Source organism: Paenibacillus tritici, from assembly GCF_018207515.1.
GTDB classification, from domain to species: Bacteria; Bacillota; Bacilli; order Paenibacillales; family Paenibacillaceae; genus Paenibacillus_AQ; species Paenibacillus_AQ tritici.
The window spans coordinates 1,290,135-1,312,854 of sequence record NZ_CP073365.1; the positions used below are offsets into that span (position 1 = coordinate 1,290,135).

General features: G+C 54.2%; 22 protein-coding genes. 11 read left to right on the forward strand and 11 right to left on the reverse strand.

The annotated features are described in order from the left end of the window. Positions 1–99: 99 nt before the first annotated feature. On the forward strand, positions 100–978 hold the full coding sequence (locus KDC22_RS05460) for a helix-turn-helix domain-containing protein (RefSeq protein ID WP_246553311.1): 879 nt from the start codon (positions 100–102) through the stop codon (positions 976–978). Between the two features lie 27 nt (positions 979–1,005). On the opposite strand, the gene KDC22_RS05465 is transcribed toward KDC22_RS05460, so the two are convergent. From KDC22_RS05465 to KDC22_RS05490, 6 genes are all read right to left on the reverse strand, one after another. Continuing rightward, on the reverse strand, positions 1,006–2,103 hold the full coding sequence (locus KDC22_RS05465) for a GerAB/ArcD/ProY family transporter (RefSeq protein ID WP_211722317.1): 1,098 nt from the start codon (positions 2,101–2,103) through the stop codon (positions 1,006–1,008). A gap of 9 nt (positions 2,104–2,112) precedes the next feature. After that, entirely contained in the window at positions 2,113–2,346 is a 234-nt protein-coding gene (locus tag KDC22_RS05470; protein ID WP_211722318.1) for a hypothetical protein, read from the reverse strand. 12 nt (positions 2,347–2,358) lie between these two features. Beyond that, positions 2,359–3,603, reverse strand: a complete 1,245-nt coding sequence (locus KDC22_RS05475; protein ID WP_211722319.1) for a Ger(x)C family spore germination protein — start codon at positions 3,601–3,603, stop codon at positions 2,359–2,361. Beyond that, the gene (locus KDC22_RS05480) at positions 3,600–4,703 is read right to left on the reverse strand and encodes a GerAB/ArcD/ProY family transporter (protein WP_211722320.1); all 1,104 of its coding nucleotides are present in this window, start codon (positions 4,701–4,703) and stop codon (positions 3,600–3,602) included. The genes KDC22_RS05475 and KDC22_RS05480 overlap by 4 nt, the downstream gene beginning before the upstream one ends. Next, positions 4,700–6,322, reverse strand: a complete 1,623-nt coding sequence (locus KDC22_RS05485; protein ID WP_211722321.1) for a spore germination protein — start codon at positions 6,320–6,322, stop codon at positions 4,700–4,702. The genes KDC22_RS05480 and KDC22_RS05485 overlap by 4 nt, the downstream gene beginning before the upstream one ends. A gap of 204 nt (positions 6,323–6,526) precedes the next feature. Next, positions 6,527–7,675 carry a phosphodiester glycosidase family protein gene (locus KDC22_RS05490; protein WP_211722322.1) on the reverse strand — a complete coding sequence of 383 codons (1,149 nt, stop codon included), beginning with the start codon at positions 7,673–7,675 and terminating at the stop codon, positions 6,527–6,529. 154 nt (positions 7,676–7,829) lie between these two features. Between KDC22_RS05490 and KDC22_RS05495 the strand changes: the two genes are divergently transcribed. Together KDC22_RS05495 and KDC22_RS05500 are read left to right on the forward strand one after the other, a co-directional pair. Continuing rightward, a complete protein-coding gene (locus tag KDC22_RS05495; protein WP_211722323.1) occupies positions 7,830–8,408 on the forward strand; it encodes a histidine phosphatase family protein in 579 nt (192 codons plus the stop codon). 171 nt (positions 8,409–8,579) lie between these two features. Then, on the forward strand, positions 8,580–9,431 hold the full coding sequence (locus tag KDC22_RS05500) for a GGDEF domain-containing protein (RefSeq protein WP_211722324.1): 852 nt from the start codon (positions 8,580–8,582) through the stop codon (positions 9,429–9,431). 52 nt (positions 9,432–9,483) lie between these two features. Here KDC22_RS05500 and KDC22_RS05505 read toward each other — a convergent pair whose 3' ends face one another. Next, a complete protein-coding gene (locus KDC22_RS05505; RefSeq protein WP_211722325.1) occupies positions 9,484–10,218 on the reverse strand; it encodes a glycerophosphodiester phosphodiesterase in 735 nt (244 codons plus the stop codon). 125 nt (positions 10,219–10,343) lie between these two features. On the opposite strand from KDC22_RS05505, the gene KDC22_RS05510 reads away from it, so the two are divergent. Further along, positions 10,344–10,871: an NAD(+) diphosphatase gene (locus KDC22_RS05510; protein WP_211722326.1), complete on the forward strand. Its 528-nt coding sequence runs from the start codon at positions 10,344–10,346 to the stop codon at positions 10,869–10,871. A 957-nt stretch (positions 10,872–11,828) separates the two neighbouring features. On the opposite strand, the gene KDC22_RS05515 is transcribed toward KDC22_RS05510, so the two are convergent. Next, positions 11,829–12,338, reverse strand: coding sequence for a GNAT family N-acetyltransferase (locus tag KDC22_RS05515; RefSeq protein ID WP_211722327.1), 510 nt, complete (start codon positions 12,336–12,338; stop codon positions 11,829–11,831). A 287-nt stretch (positions 12,339–12,625) separates the two neighbouring features. Between KDC22_RS05515 and KDC22_RS05520 the strand changes: the two genes are divergently transcribed. Further along, positions 12,626–13,408, forward strand: coding sequence for a copper homeostasis protein CutC (locus KDC22_RS05520; RefSeq protein ID WP_343221926.1), 783 nt, complete (start codon positions 12,626–12,628; stop codon positions 13,406–13,408). Here the strand turns inward: KDC22_RS05520 and KDC22_RS05525 are convergent. Both KDC22_RS05525 and KDC22_RS05530 read right to left on the reverse strand, forming a co-directional pair. Beyond that, the gene (locus KDC22_RS05525; RefSeq protein WP_343221927.1) at positions 13,398–15,131 is read right to left on the reverse strand and encodes a helix-turn-helix domain-containing protein; all 1,734 of its coding nucleotides are present in this window, start codon (positions 15,129–15,131) and stop codon (positions 13,398–13,400) included. The two genes, KDC22_RS05520 and KDC22_RS05525, sit on opposite strands and share 11 nt — an antisense overlap. Before the next feature lie 113 nt (positions 15,132–15,244). Next, the gene (locus KDC22_RS05530; RefSeq protein ID WP_211722328.1) at positions 15,245–16,231 is read right to left on the reverse strand and encodes an ABC transporter substrate-binding protein; all 987 of its coding nucleotides are present in this window, start codon (positions 16,229–16,231) and stop codon (positions 15,245–15,247) included. 286 nt (positions 16,232–16,517) lie between these two features. On the opposite strand from KDC22_RS05530, the gene KDC22_RS05535 reads away from it, so the two are divergent. Continuing rightward, entirely contained in the window at positions 16,518–17,573 is a 1,056-nt protein-coding gene (locus tag KDC22_RS05535) for an SPFH domain-containing protein (RefSeq protein WP_173136440.1), read from the forward strand. Beyond that, the gene (locus KDC22_RS05540; RefSeq protein ID WP_173136438.1) at positions 17,570–18,556 is read left to right on the forward strand and encodes an NAD(+)/NADH kinase; all 987 of its coding nucleotides are present in this window, start codon (positions 17,570–17,572) and stop codon (positions 18,554–18,556) included. The genes KDC22_RS05535 and KDC22_RS05540 overlap by 4 nt, the downstream gene beginning before the upstream one ends. A 133-nt stretch (positions 18,557–18,689) precedes the next feature. Here the strand turns inward: KDC22_RS05540 and KDC22_RS05545 are convergent, their stop codons facing one another. After that, positions 18,690–19,310, reverse strand: a complete 621-nt coding sequence (locus KDC22_RS05545; protein ID WP_211722329.1) for a hypothetical protein — start codon at positions 19,308–19,310, stop codon at positions 18,690–18,692. Between the two features lie 256 nt (positions 19,311–19,566). On the opposite strand from KDC22_RS05545, the gene KDC22_RS05550 reads away from it, so the two are divergent. The 4 genes from KDC22_RS05550 (at position 19,567) to KDC22_RS05565 (ending at position 22,563) form a co-directional block, all read left to right on the forward strand. Next, a complete protein-coding gene (locus tag KDC22_RS05550; protein ID WP_211722330.1) occupies positions 19,567–20,469 on the forward strand; it encodes a L,D-transpeptidase family protein in 903 nt (300 codons plus the stop codon). Between the two features lie 300 nt (positions 20,470–20,769). Then, positions 20,770–21,084, forward strand: coding sequence for a hypothetical protein (locus KDC22_RS05555; protein ID WP_211722331.1), 315 nt, complete (start codon positions 20,770–20,772; stop codon positions 21,082–21,084). A 34-nt stretch (positions 21,085–21,118) separates the two neighbouring features. Then, positions 21,119–21,670, forward strand: coding sequence for an RDD family protein (locus tag KDC22_RS05560; RefSeq protein ID WP_211722332.1), 552 nt, complete (start codon positions 21,119–21,121; stop codon positions 21,668–21,670). A 140-nt stretch (positions 21,671–21,810) separates the two neighbouring features. Then, positions 21,811–22,563, forward strand: coding sequence for a YjgB family protein (locus tag KDC22_RS05565; RefSeq protein ID WP_246553313.1), 753 nt, complete (start codon positions 21,811–21,813; stop codon positions 22,561–22,563). The last annotated feature ends 157 nt before the right edge of the window (positions 22,564–22,720 follow it).

Genomic DNA, 22,720 nt, shown 5'->3' on the forward strand with positions numbered 1-22,720 from the left:
CAATAATGTTGCCCTCGGGAAAGAAAAAATACAGCAAGATTTATCAAAAAAGGTCCCGGTACCTGCTATATACTTCTAGTTGTCGGAGGAGGTGAGACATTGTACTACCAATTGATTCACAAGAGCATTGAATATATTGAACAGCATTTAGAAGAAGAGCTGGATCTGGAGAAGGTTGCCAAGGCTGCGGGGTTGTCCAAATTTCATTTTCACCGGATTTTCCGTAAATATGTGAATAAAAATGTGCATGAATATATCCGAACCCGCCGTCTTAGCCAAGCGGCCAATCTCCTGCTGTATTCCGAGGTGCGCATTCTTGATATTGCGCTGCAGTTTGGCTTTGAGAGCCAGGAAGCTTTTACAAGGGCCTTCAAGGAAATCTACGCTTTGCCGCCTGCCCAGTACAGATCGCAGGTGAGATTATTGATTCAGGGAAGAGAGGTCTACACAATGACAGAGATTACAGGCTGGAAAGTTACCGGAACGAACCCCGAGAAATATGAGGTCAGAATAGATCCGCGGATCTGCTATAAGACAAGTCCCTCCATGCAGCTTCAGTCTATAGAAGAAACTGCGCCGGACGCCAACGTATTCGGGACATTAATGCAGCAGTTTCAGGCAGGCCAGTATCTGGGAAGACGGATGCGCTTCTCCGGGTTCGTCAGAACGGAGGATGTCACCGGCTGGTGCGGTCTTTGGATGAGGGTTGATGACAGACAGCAGGAGCTGTTGGCGTTCGACAATATGCAGAACAGAAGCATACAAGGGACCACGGAATGGAATCACTATGCCTGCGTGCTGGAGATTCCGCCCGAAGCTGATATTATCAACATTGGAATTCTGCTGTGCGGAAGCGGGAAGGTGTGGCTGGGGGAGTGTGAATTTGAGGAAGTGGGTAAGGATATTCCTGTAACGGATGGCTCTTCGGGAGCAGAGAACCTTCCGTCCGAGCCGCAAAATCTGAAATTCGACCAGTAGCCGGAAACGCAGCGGCTGCTCCCTTGTTCAAGATTCGTTCTGCCCGAACCGCCCGCGCACCCAGATAGAAACCGCCAGCAGCAGCGGAATGGCGACCTGGAATACCGGGTCAAGCTTAAGGCTTGGCCCGAGGCCGATGGCAATGTGCTGGGTATAGTCCCGCTCCAGGAAGGAAGCGCCGTAGATAACCGCACCCACGGGGAACACCCACCATTTGGCGGGTTTGCCGGTCAGCCCGGTCATGGCTTTTACCGAACAGAAATAGAAGATCATCATCTTGATCAGCAGCCCCACGAAGAGCTGGGCGGTTACCAGGATATCAAGCCGTTCCACGAATTTGAGATTGGATAAGGTGCGGACGGTTTTGAGAAAAGGCAGCTGGCTGATTCCCGCGATAGCCGGGCCAAGGACCGCCACATTAAGCGCGTTCATGAAGATCAGGAACAGGCTGATGAGCAGATAAGCGTTCACCGTATATTTTACAGGCAGCCCGGGCTTCTCCCATAAGGACCACAGCATCAAAAAAACAATCATCTGCCCGAAGGGGAACGAGACGATTTCCGGCAGCGCAGCTTCAATCACCGGCATTAGCCCGCCCCCAAGGACAGGGGACAGACGGCCGAAGTCGATAGCCCCCATTATTCCAAGCATGATAACGAGCAGGATATAGAAGACAAGCATCACCGGCAGCAGGACCTCGGGCAGCCTGAATACAACCTCGGCCCCCTTCCAGATGGCGTATAGCGCAAGCAACACAAAAACAAGCATCGTGACAGACATAGGTGTTCTTGGCAGCATGGTCATCGCCGTCAGTTCACCGAGATCGCGGACATTACGCATGGACTGATAGGCAAAATACAGGCTATAGACCCCGCCGATGACGGCTCCCGGAAGCTTGCCGAAATGGAGCTTAAGCATCCCGATCAGGTCTGTACCCGGAGAGCGCCACTGAATCCACATCAGCAGCAGAAGCAGGATGAATCCGGCGGCGGAGCCTGTACACATCGCCAGCCAGGAGTCCTGCTTCGCCGTGCCTCCGAGTAGGAACAATGGCGTGCTGCCGATCTCAAACAGCATAATCATGAACGCAATCTGGAGGGAAGAGACCTGTTCTTTGTTGGGCATGATTACGAATTAGCCTCCTAACCAATAGATGATGGCTCTGCCGACAGGCTGGAAGAACGCCGTATATAGAAGGCTCAGTGATACATGAGGGGTTCTGGTTATCCCGCATAGGTTAATGTAGGCACAGTAGCCAAGAATACAGCCGAACCAGAGCCGCTGCAGGCGGCGGCCTTCTCCGCGCAGCTTCGTCCACCCCCAGAGATAAGCAATCGCGTAGAGTATTAGAGTTATAGCTATTTTCATAGATAGGCTCCTTTACTCCTGTTGGACGGATTTGAACGATTTATTGCTGAGGCCGGTCCGTTCAATCTCGATCGAGACCTGCGGGCGGATCTCAATCTCCTGAAATATGCGGTCCCAGCTTTTCTCCTCTTCGATCTGCTTCCAGCGCTTGCGGTCGCTCCGGTGGATTCTCACGGCAAATCCCGTAACGTCGGCACCCAGCCGCTTGACCTCTGTCCATGAATCATTGACGAGACTCAGCACCTGCTGTTCAAGAGAGGCTTCCATCTCACGGATGGCCTTGCGGTCATTCAGATCCATGACACTCCCAAGCTCGGTGAGTACGCCGCTGCCTTGGACCTCAATATTCATCACATAATGATCCTTATCCCAGACGGGATGGACCGTAGTAGCCGAATTCTGCAGAATAAATGAGGCGTCCAGCTTGTCACTCTTCGTGGGCTGAGAGGCGAAGGCGAGGGTCGCAGAGTCGATGTTATTGGTCAGAAAAGAGAGGCCAAAAGCCTGCTTCTGGCTAAGCCACCCCACGAACGTGTCCCCCTTGATGACGCCCAGTCTTCCCAGCGCCAGGCGTGAAGGCAGATCTGTAACGCCTGTCTCGCTCGTCTCATCCATCGTCTGGGGACCGGTCAGGAGAATCTCCGGCAATACGGCACTTCTTGACTCGGAGGAGAGGGCCATAGCCAGCTCATACAGGCGGGTTCCGGGATAATAGGACATAAGCTTCGCTTCCTGTTCAATCATGAGCTGGATACCGGCCCCCTGATTTTTGGTCATCTGCATGAGCTGATCCAGGATATCCCCGGCTTCTCCCTGGGTTATGAATACGAATACAGTTTCCCTGGCATCCTGCTTGCGCAGGAACATATCAATCAGCTGATTAATCCCGTGCCTGGCGAGGCTCTCGCCAATGACGGTTATTCTGGAGTGGGAGAAGAACATCTCCCGCGTACTGGTCAGATTGGTTCGTTCAATGGCCTCCATGATCGTCCGGCCTTTGACGGTGAAGGTGAGGAACGGCGGTGAGCTGGTACTGCCGCCACCGCCGCCACCGCCGCCACCCATACCGCTGGCCCCCGATGAAGGGTTGATCACCTGATAGGTCGCTTTCCACTGATTGTTCTCCCAGTCATAGGCCGAGCCGGAGGTAATGCCCAGTTCATTCAGCTCACGGTCATCCCAGCAGCCGGAGAGAAGAACAGACAGCAGCGGAAGACAGAGGATCAGGCACAGCAGGGTTCTCTGTTTGCTCTTCATGTCTCCAGCTCCTTCCGCCTGGACCTGGCCTTCTGCACCCTGTTCAACAGAACCGCCCCCAGCGGAACCAGCACATTGAACAGGAAGAAGACCACGAACCGCCCTTCCTTGTTGTAGTCATTAAGCTCGGCTGAGCTTTGCCAGGAGAACAGGCATTCCAGCGCAATGACCAGACCCAGCGCCCCGATGAAGGGACGGCTGCTGCTGACCCGGAACGTCTGCTTGAAGCACTCTACCGTGACGAACAGGAAGATCCCGAATTTGAGATAGATCGACAGCACCCAGTAGGAGATGAATAGAATATCCAGCTTCTCCACGAACCGGCCGATACGGACGATCCCCACGGTGGAGAAGCCCGGATAGGCCGTCAGCTTGATAAACTGGCTTCCGAATACCATCAGAGCGGAGACCAGAGAGAGCATCATCAGCGTAGCGACGAACAGCAGGCCCGTCCAGCCGATGATCCGCGCCCGCTGCGGATACCTCAGGTAGGGTGCCAGGAACAGCATCACGGCTACTTCGGACATCCAGGCCGTTGGCGTCAGGCTGGCCAGTGTCAGCTCCGCCAGGGTATGATCGAACATCGGCAGCAGCTGGTGCACATTCAGATCATGATATAACCCGAACAGGTACAACGGTGCGAAGAACAGGTAGAGCAGAATAACCAGGCTGTTCACCCGGGCAATGGCTTCGATGCCTTGTCTTACCATATAGATTGAAATGCACAGAATCAGAATCACGAGCACCGTGACCGGCGTGTTGATCAGTACATTGTCTTTGATGAAATTGACGAATTCGCGCAGGATCGTTGCCGAGGTATCCAGATAGAATTGCAGCATCAGCAGGCCCAGGATGGTTGAGACAACCGGAGAGCTTTTCTCCCCGACCCAGTCCAGAAAAGGAGCGCCGTTGCTGCTGCGAATCACAGTCCCGACGATGGCGGCAATCAGCAGACCGGCCAGAGTGGACATAATGATGGCCAGCGGTGCATCTTGTTCGGCATAAGTGCTGATAATGATGGGCAGCACGACGGTGGCCGTCGGCAATATGGTATTGACGATGAGCATGGCTGCCTGGGTAGTGCCGATTTTTCCGTTCATGCCGGCCCCTCCCCCTGCGGATTCTGCTGCTCCCGGGAGGGCCCGTTCGCGCTTTCCGCAGGCTTGGGCTTCTGGTGCGGTGCTTGTCTGCGGGTTTCTTTACCCAGGTTAGTCTTAGGACGTATGTCCATGCTCCACAGCGGAACGCGGATGAAGATATCCTTCAGATAACGCGGAATCATCGGCGCTACCGGAGACAGGTAGGGCACCCCGAAGGAACGCAGGCCCGCCATATGAATCAGCAGCACCATCAAGAAGGACATGATGCCGAACAGCCCAAGCGATGCGGCGATAAACATCATTACAAAGCGTATCAGCCGGATGGAGTTAGCGATAGCGAGTGACGGGATCACAAAGTTCGAGATCGCGGTAAAAGAGACGACAATGACCATCGCCGCAGAGACAAGCCCTGCCTGAACGGCAGCCTGTCCCAGCACCAGTGCGCCGACAATAGAGATGGCCGGACCGATGGTGCGGGGCATACGTACCCCCGCTTCGCGCAGCACATCGAAGGTCAGCTCCATGAGCAGCGCCTCCGCGAAGGCGGGAAGCGGCACTCCTTCGCGCTGGGCAGCCAGACTGATCAGCAGGGTGGTCGGCAGCATCTCCTGATGAAAGGTGGTCACTGCAATATAGAGCGCAGGCAGCAGCATGGATACGAAGAACGCACCGTAGCGTATCAGCCGCAGAAAGGATGAAATATCATACCGCTGGTAGTAATCCTCGCTGGATTGAAAGAAATTGAAAAAGGTAGACGGTGCCAGCAGGGCAAAGGGAGTACCGTCGATAATAATTCCTACTTGTCCTTCCAGGATACCCCCGGCCATAGCGTCAGGCCGCTCTGTATTCTGAATGGTGGGAAAAGGCGTCAGACCGCCGTCCTGGATAAATTCTTCGATATAGTTGCTCTCCAGAATAGCGTCGGTATCAATGGCGTTCAACCGGCGGCGTAATTCGGCCAGCACCTGCTCACTGGCAAGGCCCTTCAAATAGACGAGGGCAATGCCGGTCCCGGTCCGCTGGCCGATTTTATATTCCTCAATCCGCAGATCGGTAGTTTTCAGCCTCCGGCGCAGCATAGAAGTCCCTGTGCGCAGGCTTTCCGTGAAGCCTTCCTTGGGCCCGCGGATAACCCCTTGGGAGGTGGGCTCGTTAATGCTTCTTTTCTCCCAACCGGCAGTATCGGCGGCCACAGCGGTCTGAAGCCCCTCGATTAGAATCAGGGTGTAGCCTTCAAAAAGCAGGGGCAGCAGCCCTTCCAGGGTTGCCCCTTCCTTGACTCCCCCGACCGGCAGCATATGATCCTTAATCAGGGTGAAGGCCGCCCCGGTTGTAAGCGTGCCCCCATTCAGCGCGCCATTCTCCATGATCGGCTGAAGCACCATCTGGTTAACCGCATCGGCATTCACCAGGCCGTCAATATAGATGAAGCATAGAGAGAGAGAATGCGGGGATTCACTATTGAACTTACGGATAACAATATCCGAGCTGTCACCGATCCGGCGGCTGATTTCCTGCAAATTGGCCTCCAGTGAGAGATTCAGCGGCAGCGGCGCAGGTACAGAGGTCTCTGCGGGATCTTTGGTTGTTCGGGTACTTTTCTTCTGATTGTGAGGCATCTCGGATACCCCTTTCTGCTGAAATCTGGATGTTGTCCCTGTATTATCCCCCGCAATGGGATTCCTTATTCTGGCTGATATAATCGTATAATAGAGAGCGTTTACGACAAAAAAGAAACTGCACTTTAGGCATGGTATCTTCCCACCATTCCATAAAAGCAGTTTCATAATGAACATACGTATTTACGATAGATTGAACTTGTATTATCTAGTCTGAACAACCAGCGCATTGCTGATCAGGCGGCCCGGCGTAGTCAGATATTTGCCGTTGTAGTACAGGCCGCTTGAGGCGCCGCCATCGAGATTCATCGCCTGGTAGGCTCCGGCCTGCTTCATGATTTCTGCAAGCTGGGGAATGGTTGCCCCGCCGGAGGTCAGCAGAATCAGCTTATGGTCGCGGGTCAGACCCAGGGCGCTGCGGGAGCCCCCGCCTGTCAGGATCTTAGGGTCCTTGAAGCCCTCGGCCAGCACATTCAGGGCCACCTTTCCATTCACCAGGAGGCGCGGGCCTGCCTGAATTGCGCCCTGGATGGAACCGGCGTCGAAGCGTTCCCGGAACTGGCTTCCCGGGATCAGCTCAGCCAGGAGATTGCGGTCATAGGAGAAGACGGTCCGCTTGTCCCCGGAGCTGTTCTTCAGCATTTTGCCGCCGCTGATGATGTAACCGTAAGGGGCTTTGAAGGCGCCATTAGTATAAGCATCGAAAAATGTGCCGTTGATAGCAGCGGTTGCCTGACTGCGCTTGGCAATACTGGCCAGGGCTTCTGTCTTGCCAACGGTATTGCCGGCCAGAACGGCATCCAGCTTCACCGAAGGATGCAGCAGAGAGACCGTAACCGTCTGCACGCTGAAGGAGCGGCCGCCAACCTTGTATGTATGTTTCCCGCTGACCACAGCAGGCGTACCGTTCTTGATCAGGGCGCCGTTCTGGACGGGCAGGGTGGCAGTTTCATCACCGCTTGTAAGGGTAAGCGAGCCTGCTTCTCTATTCCACTGGAGCTGGATGCCGAGCGTTTGGCTTACGAGAGACAACGGGACATAGGTTGTCCCATTCTGACTGAAGGGCCGCTGACCGGATGCAGCGGGCTTGCCGTTAACTGTGGCACCTCCACCTGGATTGAAGGTAATGGAAGTATCCCCGCGTGTGATCTGGATCTGGCCGCCGGAAGCGGCGAGGACAGACTGGATCCCGGCGAATTCGTTAAGAGAGCGGAGCGGGATGAAGGAGTGATTCTCCTTGTCCACATATGCAGCAAGTTTGGTCTGCGGCGCCGCAGCGGCCCCGCTCTGCAATGCAGGAAGAAGTGCCGCCAGCAGACAGAAGGCGGTGAAGAGGGTAAGTATTTTTCTCATAGTACACAGAATCTCCTTTAGAATGATAGCAGTATCAGTTGAGATACCATCATATAATCGTCTCCCGTTACCGTCAATGGAGCATGCATCCAGGGGGCGGTTAGTTTATAATGGGATGACATATGGATATCAGAATAAAAGGCGGTTAGCGACGATGACAAGGATAGGCTTAATCCGGCACGGCAGCACACGCTGGAATCAGGAGGGCCGGGTACAGGGGCACACGGATAACCCTCTGGACGAGGAAGGCTTCCGGCAGGCTGCCGTACTTGCGGAACGGCTCAGCAGGGAATCGTGGGAGTACATCTATGCAAGTGATCTGCTGCGGGCCAGGCAGACGGCAGAGGTAATCGCCGGGAAGCTGGGGATTCCGCTGGCAGGTATGGTTCCGGGCCTGCGGGAAATGAATGGCGGATTAATTGAAGGAACCACCGAGCAAGAGCGGGTGGAGCGCTTCGGCAGCCAGTGGAAGACGATGGATATGAAGCTGGAGAGTCAGGAGGTGGCACGGGAACGGGGGGTGAAGGCTATCGAAGAGATTGCTGACCGCCATCCCCGCAGCAATGTGCTCATCGTCAGCCATGGTGCCATTCTGCGGAGTACGCTGGCCGGGCTGGTGCCTTCACTTGACGTTGGCATTCTGCTGAAGAATACCTCTATCACCTGTCTTGTACAAGAAGAGGGTGGCTGGAGCTGCGAAATCTACAATAGCGCAGAACATATGGATGAATAGAAGAGACCTCCCGCTCAAAAACATACAGGTTCTGCCGATAATAGATGTTGTATAGATAGACAGGCCCGGCATACCCAGCCGGTGATGTTCAGAAAATGTTTAGTCTGACCATGTACAGTAGCGCTTGAAAGTGATGGATTCTATGATAGACAAAAGGAGGGCGCAGGATTAATGGAAGAGGCCCGTAATTATATGCTGACGATTCTATCCCTACTGATAGGCGTCGTGACTGTATACAGTGCGTACAGACTGACCCGGAACTTCTCCAGGCAACAACAAAGAACCCGGGCGGTATGCTCGAGTCTTGTTGTTCTGGTTATTAGTGCCGGCCTTGGGGGTATGCACCTGCTCGGCAGGAGATCCCTGTCCGGTTCCGCTCCTGAAGACGGGAGCCTGTTCATGGCACTGGCGCTGTATCTGCTGACACTCGCAGGTATCCTGTACCTGTTCCTGCGGTTGCGCCAGCTCCTTGGGGAGCGTGAGCAATTGAAGGAATTGGCTTACCGGGATACCTTGACCGGTCTGCTTAACAAGAACGGATTGGATCATTTCTGGGATCACTGCAAAGCAAGCGAGCAGCTTGCGGTATTATATCTGGACCTGAACCGTTTCAAGTCCATCAATGACACCCTCGGCCATCATACAGGGGATTTGCTGCTGGAGGCTGTCGGTACCAGCCTCCAGCAGTTCACCCGCAAAGGCAAACGGCATATTTTCCGGGTAGGCGGAGATGAATTCGTCATTATCGCCAAACGCTGCAGCCGGAAGGAAGCCGAACAGCTTGCCCTTAAGGTTCTGGAATACATCACCCGGAACTACAAGCTGGAGGCGCAGGAATTATTCGTGTCCGCCAGTGTCGGCATCACGATGAGCCAGGGCAGACTCAACCCGAAACGGCTGCTCCAGGAAGCGGATACCGCCATGTACAATGCGAAGCAGCTTGGAAGCGGTCGTTATGCTGTATACAAGCAGGAGAGTCATGTTCCGCCCGTGAAGCTGGTTAGCAGCTCAAGGGCACAATAACAGGGTTATGTCAGGCGTAAGCAGTTTAATGCTTACGCCTGTTATCATTTTTTCAGACTCCCTTGGCTGCCAGAAGCCCGGCCAGAACATCCGGATAATCGGTGATGATCCCCGCTACCTCAGCTTCGATCAAGGCCTGCATCCGCTCGGGATCATTTACAGTCCAGGGATGATAGACTACACCTTTCTCTGCTGCTGCATTGACGAACTCCGGCAGAACCGAGGAATGATGGGCATGCAGTGCATCCGCCTGCAGGGACGCAGCATAATTCCATGGGCGGTACAGCCCCTCCCCGTATAGAATACCTGTACGGATCTCTGGTGCCAGGGACTTGCAGTAGGCCAGGGAGTAATGGTTGAAGCTGGAGATGACAACCCGCTCACTCATGCCCTGTTCCCGGACAGCGGCGATGACCTTTTCTTCCATGCCGGGGTAGAGGAAAGTCCCGTTCTTCAGTTCTATATTAAGAATCGTCTCCCGGCCCTGAAGCAGATCCAGCAGCTCGTCCAGTGTCGGAATCCGTTCTCCCGTGAACTCAGGGTTGAACCAGGATCCTGCATCGACCTCCAGCACTTCACGAAGCGTCTTATCCTTCACATAACCGCTGCCTGTGGTGGTGCGGTTGAGACTTTCGTCATGAATGACTACCACAGCTCCGTCACTCGTCAGCTGTACGTCTGTCTCGATGCCGGTTGCACCAAGCTCAAGAGCCTTACGGAATGCCGCCATTGTGTTCTCCGGGGCGACTGCGGATGCGCCGCGATGCGCGAAATTAATAATGTTCATGTTGTGTAGTTCCCTCCATCTCTGTGATGTAATACTGCCCGTGTGGACGGGCCCCTTATAGTATATTCCACAGTCTCTTAAGAAACCCTGTCCGCAGGGAACAAATACAGAAAGAAGTGATAGGGTTGAAATTTTGTCTGGAATGCGGAAGCCGGCTGGTGCTGAAGGAATGTAACGGGGAGGGAGAGGTGCCGTACTGTGAAGCATGTGCTATGTTCAGGTTCCCTGTGTTCAGTACAGCGATAAGTACAGCTGTACTGAACCGGGAACTGGACAGAATTCTGCTCATTCAGCAATATACACGCAAGGATTACATCCTGCTCGCCGGGTATGTGAATAAAGGAGAGAACGCCGAAGCTGCTCTGGTCCGTGAAGTGAAGGAAGAAGCGGGCCTAGAGGTCATTGCCTATGAATATATGCGCAGCCAGTATTTCGCGCCGTCCAATACGCTTATGCTTAATTTCATTAGTGTGGCGGACACGGAGGACTTAAGCGCGATGAGTGACGAACTGGATCATGCCGCCTGGTTCACGCTGGAGGAAGCTGCGGAGGCTATATTACAAGGCAGTCTCGCGGAGAGCTTCCTGCTGACGATCATTGATAAGCTGAGACAAGGACGGGCTCTGGAGGATTTTACAGCCGTTGCCCGGTAAGCGTGAATTAAGGCCGACACGATATCGCGGATACGTTCATGCACCTGCTGCGCCTCCAGAAGGGCTTCGGAGTGCACCTGAATTCAGCGGATGTGGGCTACATGAGCCAATGAGGAGCAATAGTGCACCTGAATTCAACTGATGTGGGCTATATGAGCCAAGGAGGAGCATTAGTGCACCTGAATTCAGCGGATGCGGGCTACATGAGCCAAGGAGGAGCATTAGTGCACCTGAATTCAGCGGATGCGGGCTAAATGAGCTAAGGAGGAGCATTAGTGCACCTGAATTCAGCGGATGTGGGCTACATGAGCCAAGGAGGAGCATTAGTGCACCTGAATTTACTGGATGCGGGCCAACTGAGCCAATGAGGAGCATTAGTGCACCTGAATTCAGCAGGCGCGGCCAAAAAAAGGTGGGCCACGCGTGAAAATGAAAGGGATAAATCCCTCCGAATCCGTCGAAAGTGGGCCACGTGTGGAAATGAAAGGGATAAATCCCTCCGAATCCGTCGAAAGTGGGCCACGCGTGGAAATGAAAGGGATAAATCCCTCTGAATCTGCCCAAAGTGGTCTACGCGTAGAAAGGAAAGGGATAAATCCCTCCGAATCCTCGAAAGTGGGCTACGTGTGGAAATGAAAGGGATAAATCCCTCTGAATCCGCCCAAAGCAGGCTACGCGTAGAAAGGAAAGGGATAAATCCCTCTCAATCCACCGAAAGTGGGCAGCAGTCGAGAACCCGGATGCTGCGGCCAGGAGTATGCCGCTGGAGAAGGGGAGGTTACTGTAGAAGGCTTCTCCAGCAGATATGGGAACATTACTTGCGAAAATAAAACGGCCATACGGATTCTTCGTGACCGGTACAGCCGTTTCAGCTTGTCTGCTCAAGTGTCTAGTTAACGAAATGGGCGAATCAGGATACCCTGTCCCACTTATCCTGCAGTGAACAGGTATGCCTGTTCACTGCTGCTTGTAATAGATCACCGTAGCATCCATTCCTCCGCTGGCAGAAATCACATAGTCGGGGATCCTTCCGGCCTCTATATATCCCCGTGACTGATACAATAGATTGGACGGATCGCCTTCCCTGGTGTCCAGTACCAGCAATGTCCGGCCTCCGGCAGCCGCAGCCTGCTCGGCGGTCTCCAGCAGCGCTCCCGCGATACCCTTGCGGCGGTGAGCCGGATGGACCATCAGCTTGGCGATTTCCGCCCGGTGCGGAGCGTTGGGCTTCAGTACCACATGGAGCTGCACTGAACCGACAATGGTATCGCCCTCCAGCGCTGCCCACAGCCGGACAGCAGACCCGGGGACATTCTGCCAATACGCTGCGGCTTCCTCCTGTCCCAGCGGAGGCAGAAATCCGATGGAAGCACCATCCTCCACTACAGCAATCAATAAGCTGCTTAATTGCTGTACAAGCTGAGGGCTAAGCTCCTGAAAGGATACAATCTTTAATTCATGGCCCATACTCATTCTGCAAACATTCCTTTCTGCTATATAAGACGCACTTAAGATTTGAACTTGAAGCTTCATCGTCACTGCGGTGAACATTTGGACTTCCGGCCGCTGCCCATCCCCAGATTTCTTGATTTGAACCGCTGTTAGCGGTAGAAATCCGGTGACTGCTGATGCTTCCGAAGCTAGCTTTCCTGCGGAAAGCTTTCAGGCGGTCGCTACCGCTCCTACAGTTCCAAATTTTCCCTCCGCTTCTTTTGCTTTTTGTTATTTTCTTTAGTGTTTCTTATATATTTACTATGATTATCATTATACTGGGAGTAGGGCCGGTTACAATTGATATATACGGTACGGATCATTACGAGCCAAGAAGGGGAGTAGAGCAAACTATGCTGTTAGAGGTTATAGCTACTACAGTAAGTGATGCGGTCACAGCGGAACGTTATGGTGCTGACCGGATCGAGCTGATCACGGCATTCGGTGAAGGCGGATTAACGCCCAGTCTCGGGCTGATTGAAGCGGTCCGGGAGAAGGTTGCTATTCCTGTGAGAGTGATGGTCAGACCCCATGCGCGTTCCTTCATATATGATGCGTCCGATGCGGAGACGATGCTGCGAGATATCCGGCATATTGCCGGAGTGGGCGGTCTCTCCCTGGTCATGGGAATGCTCCGCGAGAATCATACAATAGATGAAGAGCTGCTGACCCGGCTGCTGGAGCAGGCAGAGGGGATGGAGGTTACCTTTCACCGTGCGTTTGACGAGGTGCAGGACCAGCTTGAAGCCCTCGAATTCCTGAAGCGGTATCCGCAGATTACGGATATATTAACCTCCGGCGGCACTGCCGCCGCCACTACACCTGGCGGCATGGTGAGGCTCGCCGTATTGGAACGGCTGTCTGCCGGTTCTTCGGTATCCATCCTTGCAGGCAGCGGCCTGAATGCCGCAGCGCTGAAGGACTTCATTACACGGACCGGGGTTCGCCGGGTACATTTCGGCTCGGCGGTCCGGGAGGATGGCGATCCGCTGAAGCCTGTGGACCCCAAGCGGCTGGAAGCCGTATGCAAGATTCTCAAGCCTTAGGCTGCCCTGCATGACCGCTCTGCCCGCCCAGCAGCTTGGGCAGCAGAGTCAGCAGCCGCTCTCGGGTCAGGGCATCGCCGGAATTCCATTTGGCCCCGTCCAGCATGTAGGCATGGCCCTGCTGTACGGCGGGCAGACTGCTCCAGAGCTGCGACTGTAGCAGCAGCTCCATCGCTTCCCGCGAGTCTTCGCGCTCCGGGATCAGCATGAAGACGCGGTCTCCGGCGTAGCTGTGCAGCCTCGCGGGGTCCACCTCGCGGAACCCCAGACCCTTGTCCAGGATGTCCTTGATCTCCGCCGTCGGCTGCAAGCCGCCGGTGGCATACAAGGCCGCGGACAAGCCGGTCATTCCCATGGCGAATAGACGGTTGCCATGGTCATAGAACAGCGCTGAGGCCGTTTCACCCGCCTGAAGCCCCCCGTCGTACAGACGCTGCCACATGGCGGCGTTTTTGACATGGTAGGCTTCCAGCCAGGCCTCAGCCTCGCGCTGCTTCCCGAGCCACTCCCCGAGAATCCGCAGCCGCTGCTCAAGCGGTGCGAAGGAGTCGAAGGTGAGTGCCGGCGCAATGCCGGATACACCCCGGTAGACCTCCTCATCCGGGCTGGCGAGGATGATCAGGTCAGGGCGTATGGACCGGGCCAGTTGCGGGTCCAGCGGAAATCCCACATTGACCAGATGCTTAAGCCGGTGGCTATAGACGCTGCCCCGGGCACAAGCCTCGTCGCCTCCTGCAGGCTTCACCCCCAGTGCCAGCACATCGCCCAGTGTCTCCCCGTGATAGACCACCCGCTTCGGACGTTCAGGAATGTCTACCGAATGTCCGGTCCAATCCTTGACGGTAATCTTGCGCTGCCGTGACTGGGCATATTGCCCGGGAGTCACCCCCGTCTTCTGCCGGAAGCGGCGGCTGAAGTAGTATTCATCCGAGAAGCCGACCAGCCGGGCGATCTCGCGCAGCGGCTCGGCAGCTTCGAGCAGATAGTTCTTCGAGTGCCCGATGCGCAGATCTGTCAGATAATCGAGCGGCCTTTTGCCGGTCAGCTTCTGGAAGATGGGCGTGTATTGCCAGGGGGAGACGCCGGCCAGCTCTGCAAGCTGCTTCACCGTAATGCTCTCCCTATAATGATCCTGCATAAAATGTATCGTGCGCTCCACGGATTGCGCCGGACTTGGCAGCTGTCGGGTGGAGTGGTTCTGTTCAAACAGCAGGAGCAGCAGCTCCTGGAACCGCAGCTGTTGCCTGAGATGCTGGAGTTCGTCCCCGCTGTTATGGTGCACAAGCAGCTCCTCCGCCAGCCGGATCACTCTGGTGAAGGGGTGGACGAGCAGCTCTTGCCGGCCCGGAAATAATTCATCCAGATAGGTCGCAGGGGAATCCCCTGTGGTAATAGCAGTGAAGCTAAGCAGATAATAATAGAGCGTCAGCTCCTGATTATCTATGCTGTATGAGGTTCCGGGAGAGAGCAGACAGCACTTGTCTCCATGTACGGAAATTGAAGTCTGTTCCGGGATACTGAGCTCACCGCGGCCGCCCGTGAACAGCAGGAGGGTATGCTCCTTCGCAGTCTGCACTGCGGACACTGTGTCAGCGCTCTGCATCACCAGTTCCAACTCCCTCAGTTGAAACAGCAGGGACCGCAGAGGGACGGACGGCAGGTGTAAGGGCGGGGCAGACGGGAGTGCAGACAGTTGTTCAGGGTTGCGGGCAGTCTGGCGCAAGGGTCGGTACTCCTTTCAGGCTTATATTGAGAACGATTATCAATAAAGATCATTGTATATAAAATAAAGCAGCTTATCAACAGGGTTGATAAGCTGCTTGAACAGTGTGTCCGTTACTGTTGCTTGCTGAGCATTGCGGGAATCTCGCCCAGCAGCCACTCTCTTGTGGCAGCATCACTGGAGGTCTTCATGATGTCCTGCGTGTAGACGTAGCCGTTCTTAACGGCAGGGAGGCTGTTCCACACCGCGCTTTTCAGCAGATTACTGGTCGATTGCTTGGCTTCGTCTGCTACCGGAGTCAGCAGGAAGATGCGGTCTCCAGCGTATTCACGGAGCACTTCCAGCGAGATTTCCTGGAAGCCCATATCGGCATCCAGCACCTTTTGAATGGCCGGGGTAGGCTTGAAGCCTTGCTCTCCGTACAGTACCTGCGAGAGGCCCGTCGTTGCCATTACGAACAGCCGGTCTCCCGGATAATAAGTGAAGACCGAAGCGGTCTCGCCCTCCTTCATCCCCGAAGCCTTAAGCTGAACCCACATCGCATCCTCCTTCGCCTGATACTGGGCCAGCCAGTCCTCCGCTTCCTGCTTCTTGCCTAAAATATCCCCAATATCCAGCATCCGCTCCTTCAGGGGGGCGAAGGTATCGAAGATAATCGTTGGAGCAATTTTGGAGAGAGCGTCGTAATCAGCTTCATCAATCCCGGCATAGATAATCAGATCGGGCTGAAGCTCCAGCGTCTTCTCTAGATTGATCGGGAACCCGACATCTGCAATTCCGGTCAGCTTATCCTCGAAGACCTGGCCGTCCCCCATGGAGAGCGGATAGCCGATGGCCTGTACACCAAGTGCGAGCAGATCGCCATAAGTTTCCCCGGAATAGATAATCCGCTGCGGATTCACTGGAATCTCCGCCGTATGGCCTTTGTAATCCGTGTGTGAACGGGTAGTAGCGGCAGGTTCAGCAGTGGCTTGCGCGGCAGGCGCGGTGGTTGCTGCACTGCTCCCCTGATTATTCTTATTGCTGCTGCAGGCGAGCAGTAAGGTGCCCATCAGGACGATGATGCATGGAATCGCGAAGAATGGTCTTGCTTTGTTCATGGTAGATAGGCCTCCCCAAAGGTATGGTGATTACCAATAATGATAATCATTCTCGTTTAAGTCATCATAAAGGATGACCGACTGTTACTCAATAGACAAAACCCAATGCAGGATTTGAGTTTGTACAATAATTTTTTTCGCGGAATTTGTTATTAACATATTGATAATATCAAAATTTCCTGTTATGATGTTGTTAATAACAAATTAATAATAACATAATATGATTAACAAAATGCAGCTCCGCTAACCCAAGTGACTCTCAAACCTACTATAGGAGGTAATGACCATGTTCGGATTCCGGTTCGTGAAATTTCAGCCCAGTGATTATGTGCTTAAGGTGAAGAACGGCAAGGTAGTGCGTGAGGGGGTTGGACTTTCTTTTCGTTATTATGCGCCGACGACTTCGGTTGTTGTAGTGCCGGTCTCCTCGATTGATGTCCCCTTCATGTTCGAAGAGATTACGGCAGACTATCAGACGGTGACCGTGCAGGGGCAACTGACTTACCGGATCGTCGATTACCGCAAGACCACGCAGATTCTCAACTACACCTACAATTTGAAAAAGAATACCTATCTCTCCGATGATCCGCACAAGCTGGCCCAGCGGGTGATTAATATCGCCAAGGTCCTGACCAAGAAGCAGCTGGGGCAGCTGCCGCTGAAGGAAGCCATCCAGTCGAGTGAACGTCTCGCCAAGACTATCACCCATGAGATCGGACAGAGTGCAGAGATCGAGAAGCTGGGCATCGAGCTGATGGGGCTGTCCATTCTGGCTATTGTGCCGAATAAGGAAACGCTGCGTGCCTTGGAGGCGCAGGCCAGAGAGGAGATTCTCCGCAGCGCCGACGATGCGCTCTATGAACGGCGCAACGCCTCGATTCAACAGGAGCGGCGGGTGAAGGAGAATGAGCTGAATACGGAGATCGCTGTCGAAACGAAGAAGAGACAGATCCGCGAAACCCAGCTTGACGCCGAACGTTCGGTGAAGCAGAAGCAGAACGAGATGAAGGAAGAACAGCTTAGCTTCGATACGGAGCTGGAGGAGAAAAAGCAGGCGCTGATTGAGCTGGCGATTGCGAATAAGAGAGCTGAAGCAGATGCCAAGGCCTATGAGCTGTTAGCAGTGATGAATTCGCTGCAGGGGGTATCGCCTAATGTTCTGCAGGCGTTGACCAATGTGGGCATGAACCCGGATAAGCTGATTGCCATCGCGTTCCAGGAGCTGGCGGAGAATGCCGGGAAGATCGGGCAGCTTAATATTACACCGGATCTATTGCAGGGAATTATGGCCGGGTCGTCGGGTAACGGGGCTGGCACGGCAAGAGGAGGCAACGGCCGATGAGCAGCAGCCGGGGATCGGAGAATAAGATTATTCTGATTAAGCGCAAGACACGCCTGGAGGAGCTGGTGGTCCGCTACAATACGATTCAGCAGGCCCAGTTCTATATTGAACGGCTGGGGGCCGACTTCAGCGATTATCTGAGCGAGGACTTTCAGTACCGCAAGGCAGTAGAGACTGCTGTGACCCAGCTGAGCGCCATTGGCCGCCTGCAGGTTCTGGAGCGGCAGCATGTGCCGAACTTTATTTTTGGGGCTCAGGATACAGTGGTGGTCCTGGGACAGGACGGCCTGGTAGCCAACACGCTGAAGTACCTCCATGAGCAGCCGCTGATCGGTGTGAATCCTGATCCGCTGCGCTGGGATGGCGTACTGCTGCCCTTCAGGGTGAAGGAGCTGGGGCAGCTCGTGCCGGAGGTGCTGCGCGGCCAGCGTCAGGTCCGTGAGGTGAGCCTCGCCAAGGTGGAGCTGAACGACGGACAGAGCCTGTACGGGGTGAACGATCTGTTCATCGGCCGCCGGACCCATGTCTCGGCCCGCTATCAGCTTGAGCTGAACGGGGTGCAGGAGCAGCAGTCCTCCAGCGGCATTATTGTCTCCACCGGCATGGGCTCAACAGGCTGGCTCAAGAGTGTTCTTGCCGGAGCAGCAGGCATTGTCAGCCGTGCCGCACAAATGCAGACTGAGGATGCTGAACGGACAGCAGCGGCCCTGGCCGATATTGCCGGGGTGAGTGCCGGCAGGGGGCTGGCCTGGGATCATCCGGAGCTGTATTTTACAGTGCGGGAGCCTTTTCCGAGCCGGACGACTTCAGCAGAGCTGGTATTCGGGAGAATTAGCAGCAAGCTGCCGCTGCGCATCACCTCGCAGATGCCGGAGGACGGCGTGATCTTCAGTGATGGAGTAGAGAGTGATTATCTGGAGTTCAACTCCGGTGTGGAGGCGACGGTCGGACTCGCGGAGAAGACGGGGAGGCTGGTAGTGTAGATTATGTATGGACCGCTCAGCCCGAGGTACACGAAAAAGGGGTTCTCTGCAGTGTCCGCCTATGCGGTCTGCGAGAACCCCTTTCTAAATAATAAACCGGCGGTTCAGATGAATCCGCCCATGCTTACCGCTCCTACTGCTGGAAGCTGCGTCCCTGGTTCATTGGTGAGCTGAAGGATGAACCTGCCGACATTGGTGTATGCATCGGCTGCGGGTTGAATGAGTTCATCGGACGGTGCAGCGGGTTCACCGGCTGGCTGCCTGAAGTGAAGGACGGGCTGAACGAAGAGCCGATGCTCCCGCTTCCCATGCTGGAGTTCATGCTTCCCATGTTAGAGTTCATGCTCCCCATGCTAGAGTTCCCGCTTCCCAAGCTAGAGTTCATGCTTCCAGAGTTGAAGCCCGACATGCCTGTACTGTTCTGGATGCCAGTGCCAAAGCTCTGATGCTCTGGATTCATTCTGTGCATATCACTTGTATTGAAGCCGGTTGTCTGCGGGAACTGCTCAAGCGATTTGACGGTCTGCAGAATCTGCTGCATCTGCTGCATCGCTGTCTGATGGCCCTGCATCGCCTGCTGGATCATCTGAATCGCCTTGTTGTTGTGCTGGCTAAGCTCCTGGAGCTTGGCGGCATCCTGTTGTTCCTGCTGAAGCATCTGCTGATACAGCTGTGTTCCCTGCTGGGTCTGTGCCATCAGCTGCTGAATGATCTGTTCACATTCTCTGATCTGTCCGGATAGGTTGGAATTCAAAATATTTGGCCTCCTTGGCACTAAGGTTTATGGTCATGCGGCCTTATTATCTCTGACGCAGTTAGCAAATATTCATGGTTCTTGTGTATACAGCAGGAGTCCCGCCGGAACGGTTACAATTCTGCAAACGTTGCGTCAATCCAGGCGGGACGAGTTGATAAGAATAGGAACAAGCTGCTGTGCAACTATTACGGCAGATGAACGTCTATGTAGAAAGACGATCCAGAATCATCCATAACCCGGAGGTGGGGCAACCATGAATCAGCGTGAACAGGCAAGCCGAATGAAGAAGTATTTTCCCAAAAGCATCGCGTTGACATTAGTATTTGTAATGCTATTGACAGCGTGCTTCACAGGATCAGCCGCAGCATCGTCATCCTCAGATCTGATTATTGTGAACAAAAAAACGAACAAACTGGCCTATTACAGTGACGGCAAGCTGGTGAAGATTTTTCCGGTCGCTACCGGCAAGACCAAGAGCCTGACTCCTGAAGGCAGCTTCCGAATGGTGGTCAAAATCAAGAACAGACCCTATTACAAGGAAAAAATCCCCGGGGGCGATCCGGCCAATCCGCTGGGCGACCGCTGGCTGGGGCTGGAGGTTAACGATACCTACGGCACAACCTATGCCATTCACGGCAATAATAATGAGTCCTCTATCGGTAAGTATGTCAGCGCCGGATGCATCCGGATGCATAATGAAGATATTCACTGGCTGTACCCGAAGATCGCCAAGAATACGAGAGTGATTATTACCACCTCCGGGCTTGATATGGCCGGCATTGCCGAGAAGAATGGCTACCGGCTGGGATCAACGATGTTTGCCGGAGCTTTTATCAGGGGCGGGCAGAAGCTTCCGGTGAAGGATTCCTTCCTGCTGGAGGATTCCCGGGTGTACATTCCGCTGCGCGAATCCGTGATGCTGCTGGGCGGAAGCCTGATGCAGGAGAAGGGAACCGGATCACTTATCATTCACATTGGTAAAAATACAGCAGTTCATAGACCGCTCAGCAATACGGCAAAAGTGAACGGAAAAACAGTGGCGATGCTGCCCTCCAAAAGTGTGGACGGCCGTCTGTATATTCCTCTGGGCAGCTTAACGCCGCTGTTCGGCCTACCGTTCACATGGAGTGCCAAAGAGGCAGCGGTAAAACTCTAAAACCCGTGAACGATGCACAAGTTTGTTATCAATAGAATTCCCCGCCGCAGTCCTTGCGGCCCTGAAGCCGGCCTGTCACTGATGGGCCGGCTTCACTGCTTAAGCAGGATTACCAGAATACATATAGAATAGTTCATATTCCGGATCCTCCAGATCTTCCAAATATTACAGAGTGGATTTAGATTAGAATTCGGATCACCGTGCGTCATAACCGTGAGATTCTGCAGCATGTCAGCAGATATGCGGAAGAGGCCAACGCCCGGGTGGCGGGCCAATCTATTCATTGAACCGGAGGTACTTATGGGGAAATTAGCAACTTTTGGTATCGAGATGCTGCGTTTAGTCATTCTGCTGGTGCTTACGTTACTCGTGCTGGGAGGCGTGGAGCAATGGTTGTTCAAGCTGTTGTATGGATGGGAAGGGAATTTGTATACGGCTGTGCCCGGAAATCTGCTGGTGTTCTTTGTCCTGTACCGGAACTATTGGCAGTTCAAGGGCTGGTACCGGTCGGAGAAGAATCAGCGGCTGAAGCCGGTATGGACCCGAAGCCTGAGTATTGCCGCGCTGCTGCTGGTTCTGCTGCCGTTTGCTATTCCGGTAGTGCTGAGATCGTAGGTAATAGTCTAACTTCTATCTGAGGAGGAACAATATGGAGCAGCGGATCGAGCAGCAGCTGGATTGGAGCGACTATGTGGGCTTTTGGTCAAGAGTGCTGGTCACCTTCATCGACTTCGTGATTCTGGCGCTTCCTACCTTTGTACTGGACCGGATGTCTATTTCGGTTGCAGTGTCGGCTGGTTCGGTATTTCCACTCTTTATCCAATTTGCGCTGCTTATGGGGTTCAATGTATTCATGGTCGTCAAGTATGGAGGGACACCGGGTAAGCTGATTCTCGGCATGAGAATTGTCGATGGGGATGGGAGGTATCCGGGACTGAAGCAGGCATTGATCAGGGATTGTTTATTCATCATCAACGGCTTCCTGGCCGTGATTGTGAGCCTGAATTCTGAGGAGTTATCCGCCGTATCCAGCAGTCTCGCCAATTGGAGCCCGCTTGCTACCGACCTGAATGTCATCTTAGGCTGGGTTGTAGTCGCAGATTGCCTGATCGTTGCCTTCACCCAGCGCAACCGGGCACTGCATGATATGGTGGCCGGAACGTATGTGGTGAAGAAAACTTCACTCGACCATCTGGTCTGAGGATAAGCCATTCTATAGGACACTTCAATCGCTAGAATCCAATACCGCATCCTATATGGTGCAACCTTTGTCACTGCCTCAGCGTCTTAGGACTACAGTAGACATAAGAGGATATTTCCCATAACGAAGGAGATGGCATCATGATTACCTCATTCAAAACAATAGCCGGTCTTATCATACTTGGAGGAATGCTCAGTCTTACCGCTTGTAATTCCGGCAAGCCGGATGCGTCGCCCGGCGAAGTCACTTCGGCAACGGAAGCGCCGGCAGCTGTGCAGCCGGAAGCCAGTCCGTCACCGGCAGCGGACGCCGGAACGGTCAGTGAGCCTGGTGCAGATGACGGCGCTGCGGCGGGGGCAGAGCCGGTAACGGCAGATCCGGGAGCGGCGGCCGGAGCCTCTACAGTCACTGAGGCCGCAGAGGCTGAAGCGGAACTGGTGGCTCCCGCCACCCCGGAGGAGCGGAGCAAGCAGCTGAAGGAGCTGCTGGAGTTTGCCAAGCAGGGCAAAGTGCCCGGCGTAGAATATGCTGCGCACAGCGGACTCATCGACGAGGTGGAAGCCGCATGGGGAGAGCCGGATCTCAAGGAGTCGGCAGGCAAAGGGATGTATTCCACCTATTCAGGCAAGAATGCAGTAATTGGTTTCAATAAGGGCAGCAAGATTTTCGATGTGCGCTCCAACGCTTCGAACCTCCAGAGCCTGACGCTGGAGCAGATTGAAGAGGTTCTCGGCAAGCCGGATGCAACCTCCTCACTGGGCAGTGACAAGATCTATATATATCAGGCCGGCAAGCAGTATCAGCTCAAGTTCATCATCCCGGAATCGACCGGTACCGTAGATCATATCTCAGTATTCTCCGAACAGGATTCAATCAACAATATGGCGGGGTAGGTAACTCGCTGGCTGGGGGTTTGCTGTTCTTGGAACAACTACGGTATATGCGGTATGCGCTTGCTCAATTGCACTCTGTACAACTATATCGTCTGATATTCCACCGAATATCCACTTAGCTGTATTTCGTACAATTAAAATGCATCTGTCCCTTTGT

Coding starts and splice junctions, on each gene's coding strand:
- KDC22_RS05515 (WP_211722327.1), bottom strand. CDS start 12,338: ATGGGCCATGAATTAAAGATTGTATCCTTTCAGGAGCTTAGCCCTCAG.
- KDC22_RS05475 (WP_211722319.1), bottom strand. CDS start 3,603: ATGAAGAGCAAACAGAGAACCCTGCTGTGCCTGATCCTCTGTCTTCCG.
- KDC22_RS05485 (WP_211722321.1), bottom strand. CDS start 6,322: ATGCCTCACAATCAGAAGAAAAGTACCCGAACAACCAAAGATCCCGCA.
- KDC22_RS05565 (WP_246553313.1), top strand. CDS start 21,811: ATGATTACCTCATTCAAAACAATAGCCGGTCTTATCATACTTGGAGGA.
- KDC22_RS05530 (WP_211722328.1), bottom strand. CDS start 16,231: ATGAACAAAGCAAGACCATTCTTCGCGATTCCATGCATCATCGTCCTG.
- KDC22_RS05540 (WP_173136438.1), top strand. CDS start 17,570: ATGAGCAGCAGCCGGGGATCGGAGAATAAGATTATTCTGATTAAGCGC.
- KDC22_RS05535 (WP_173136440.1), top strand. CDS start 16,518: ATGTTCGGATTCCGGTTCGTGAAATTTCAGCCCAGTGATTATGTGCTT.
- KDC22_RS05500 (WP_211722324.1), top strand. CDS start 8,580: ATGGAAGAGGCCCGTAATTATATGCTGACGATTCTATCCCTACTGATA.
- KDC22_RS05560 (WP_211722332.1), top strand. CDS start 21,119: ATGGAGCAGCGGATCGAGCAGCAGCTGGATTGGAGCGACTATGTGGGC.
- KDC22_RS05490 (WP_211722322.1), bottom strand. CDS start 7,675: ATGAGAAAAATACTTACCCTCTTCACCGCCTTCTGTCTGCTGGCGGCA.
- KDC22_RS05470 (WP_211722318.1), bottom strand. CDS start 2,346: ATGAAAATAGCTATAACTCTAATACTCTACGCGATTGCTTATCTCTGG.
- KDC22_RS05520 (WP_343221926.1), top strand. CDS start 12,626: ATGATTATCATTATACTGGGAGTAGGGCCGGTTACAATTGATATATAC.
- KDC22_RS05550 (WP_211722330.1), top strand. CDS start 19,567: ATGAATCAGCGTGAACAGGCAAGCCGAATGAAGAAGTATTTTCCCAAA.
- KDC22_RS05495 (WP_211722323.1), top strand. CDS start 7,830: ATGACAAGGATAGGCTTAATCCGGCACGGCAGCACACGCTGGAATCAG.
- KDC22_RS05480 (WP_211722320.1), bottom strand. CDS start 4,703: ATGAACGGAAAAATCGGCACTACCCAGGCAGCCATGCTCATCGTCAAT.
- KDC22_RS05555 (WP_211722331.1), top strand. CDS start 20,770: ATGGGGAAATTAGCAACTTTTGGTATCGAGATGCTGCGTTTAGTCATT.
- KDC22_RS05465 (WP_211722317.1), bottom strand. CDS start 2,103: ATGCCCAACAAAGAACAGGTCTCTTCCCTCCAGATTGCGTTCATGATT.
- KDC22_RS05505 (WP_211722325.1), bottom strand. CDS start 10,218: ATGAACATTATTAATTTCGCGCATCGCGGCGCATCCGCAGTCGCCCCG.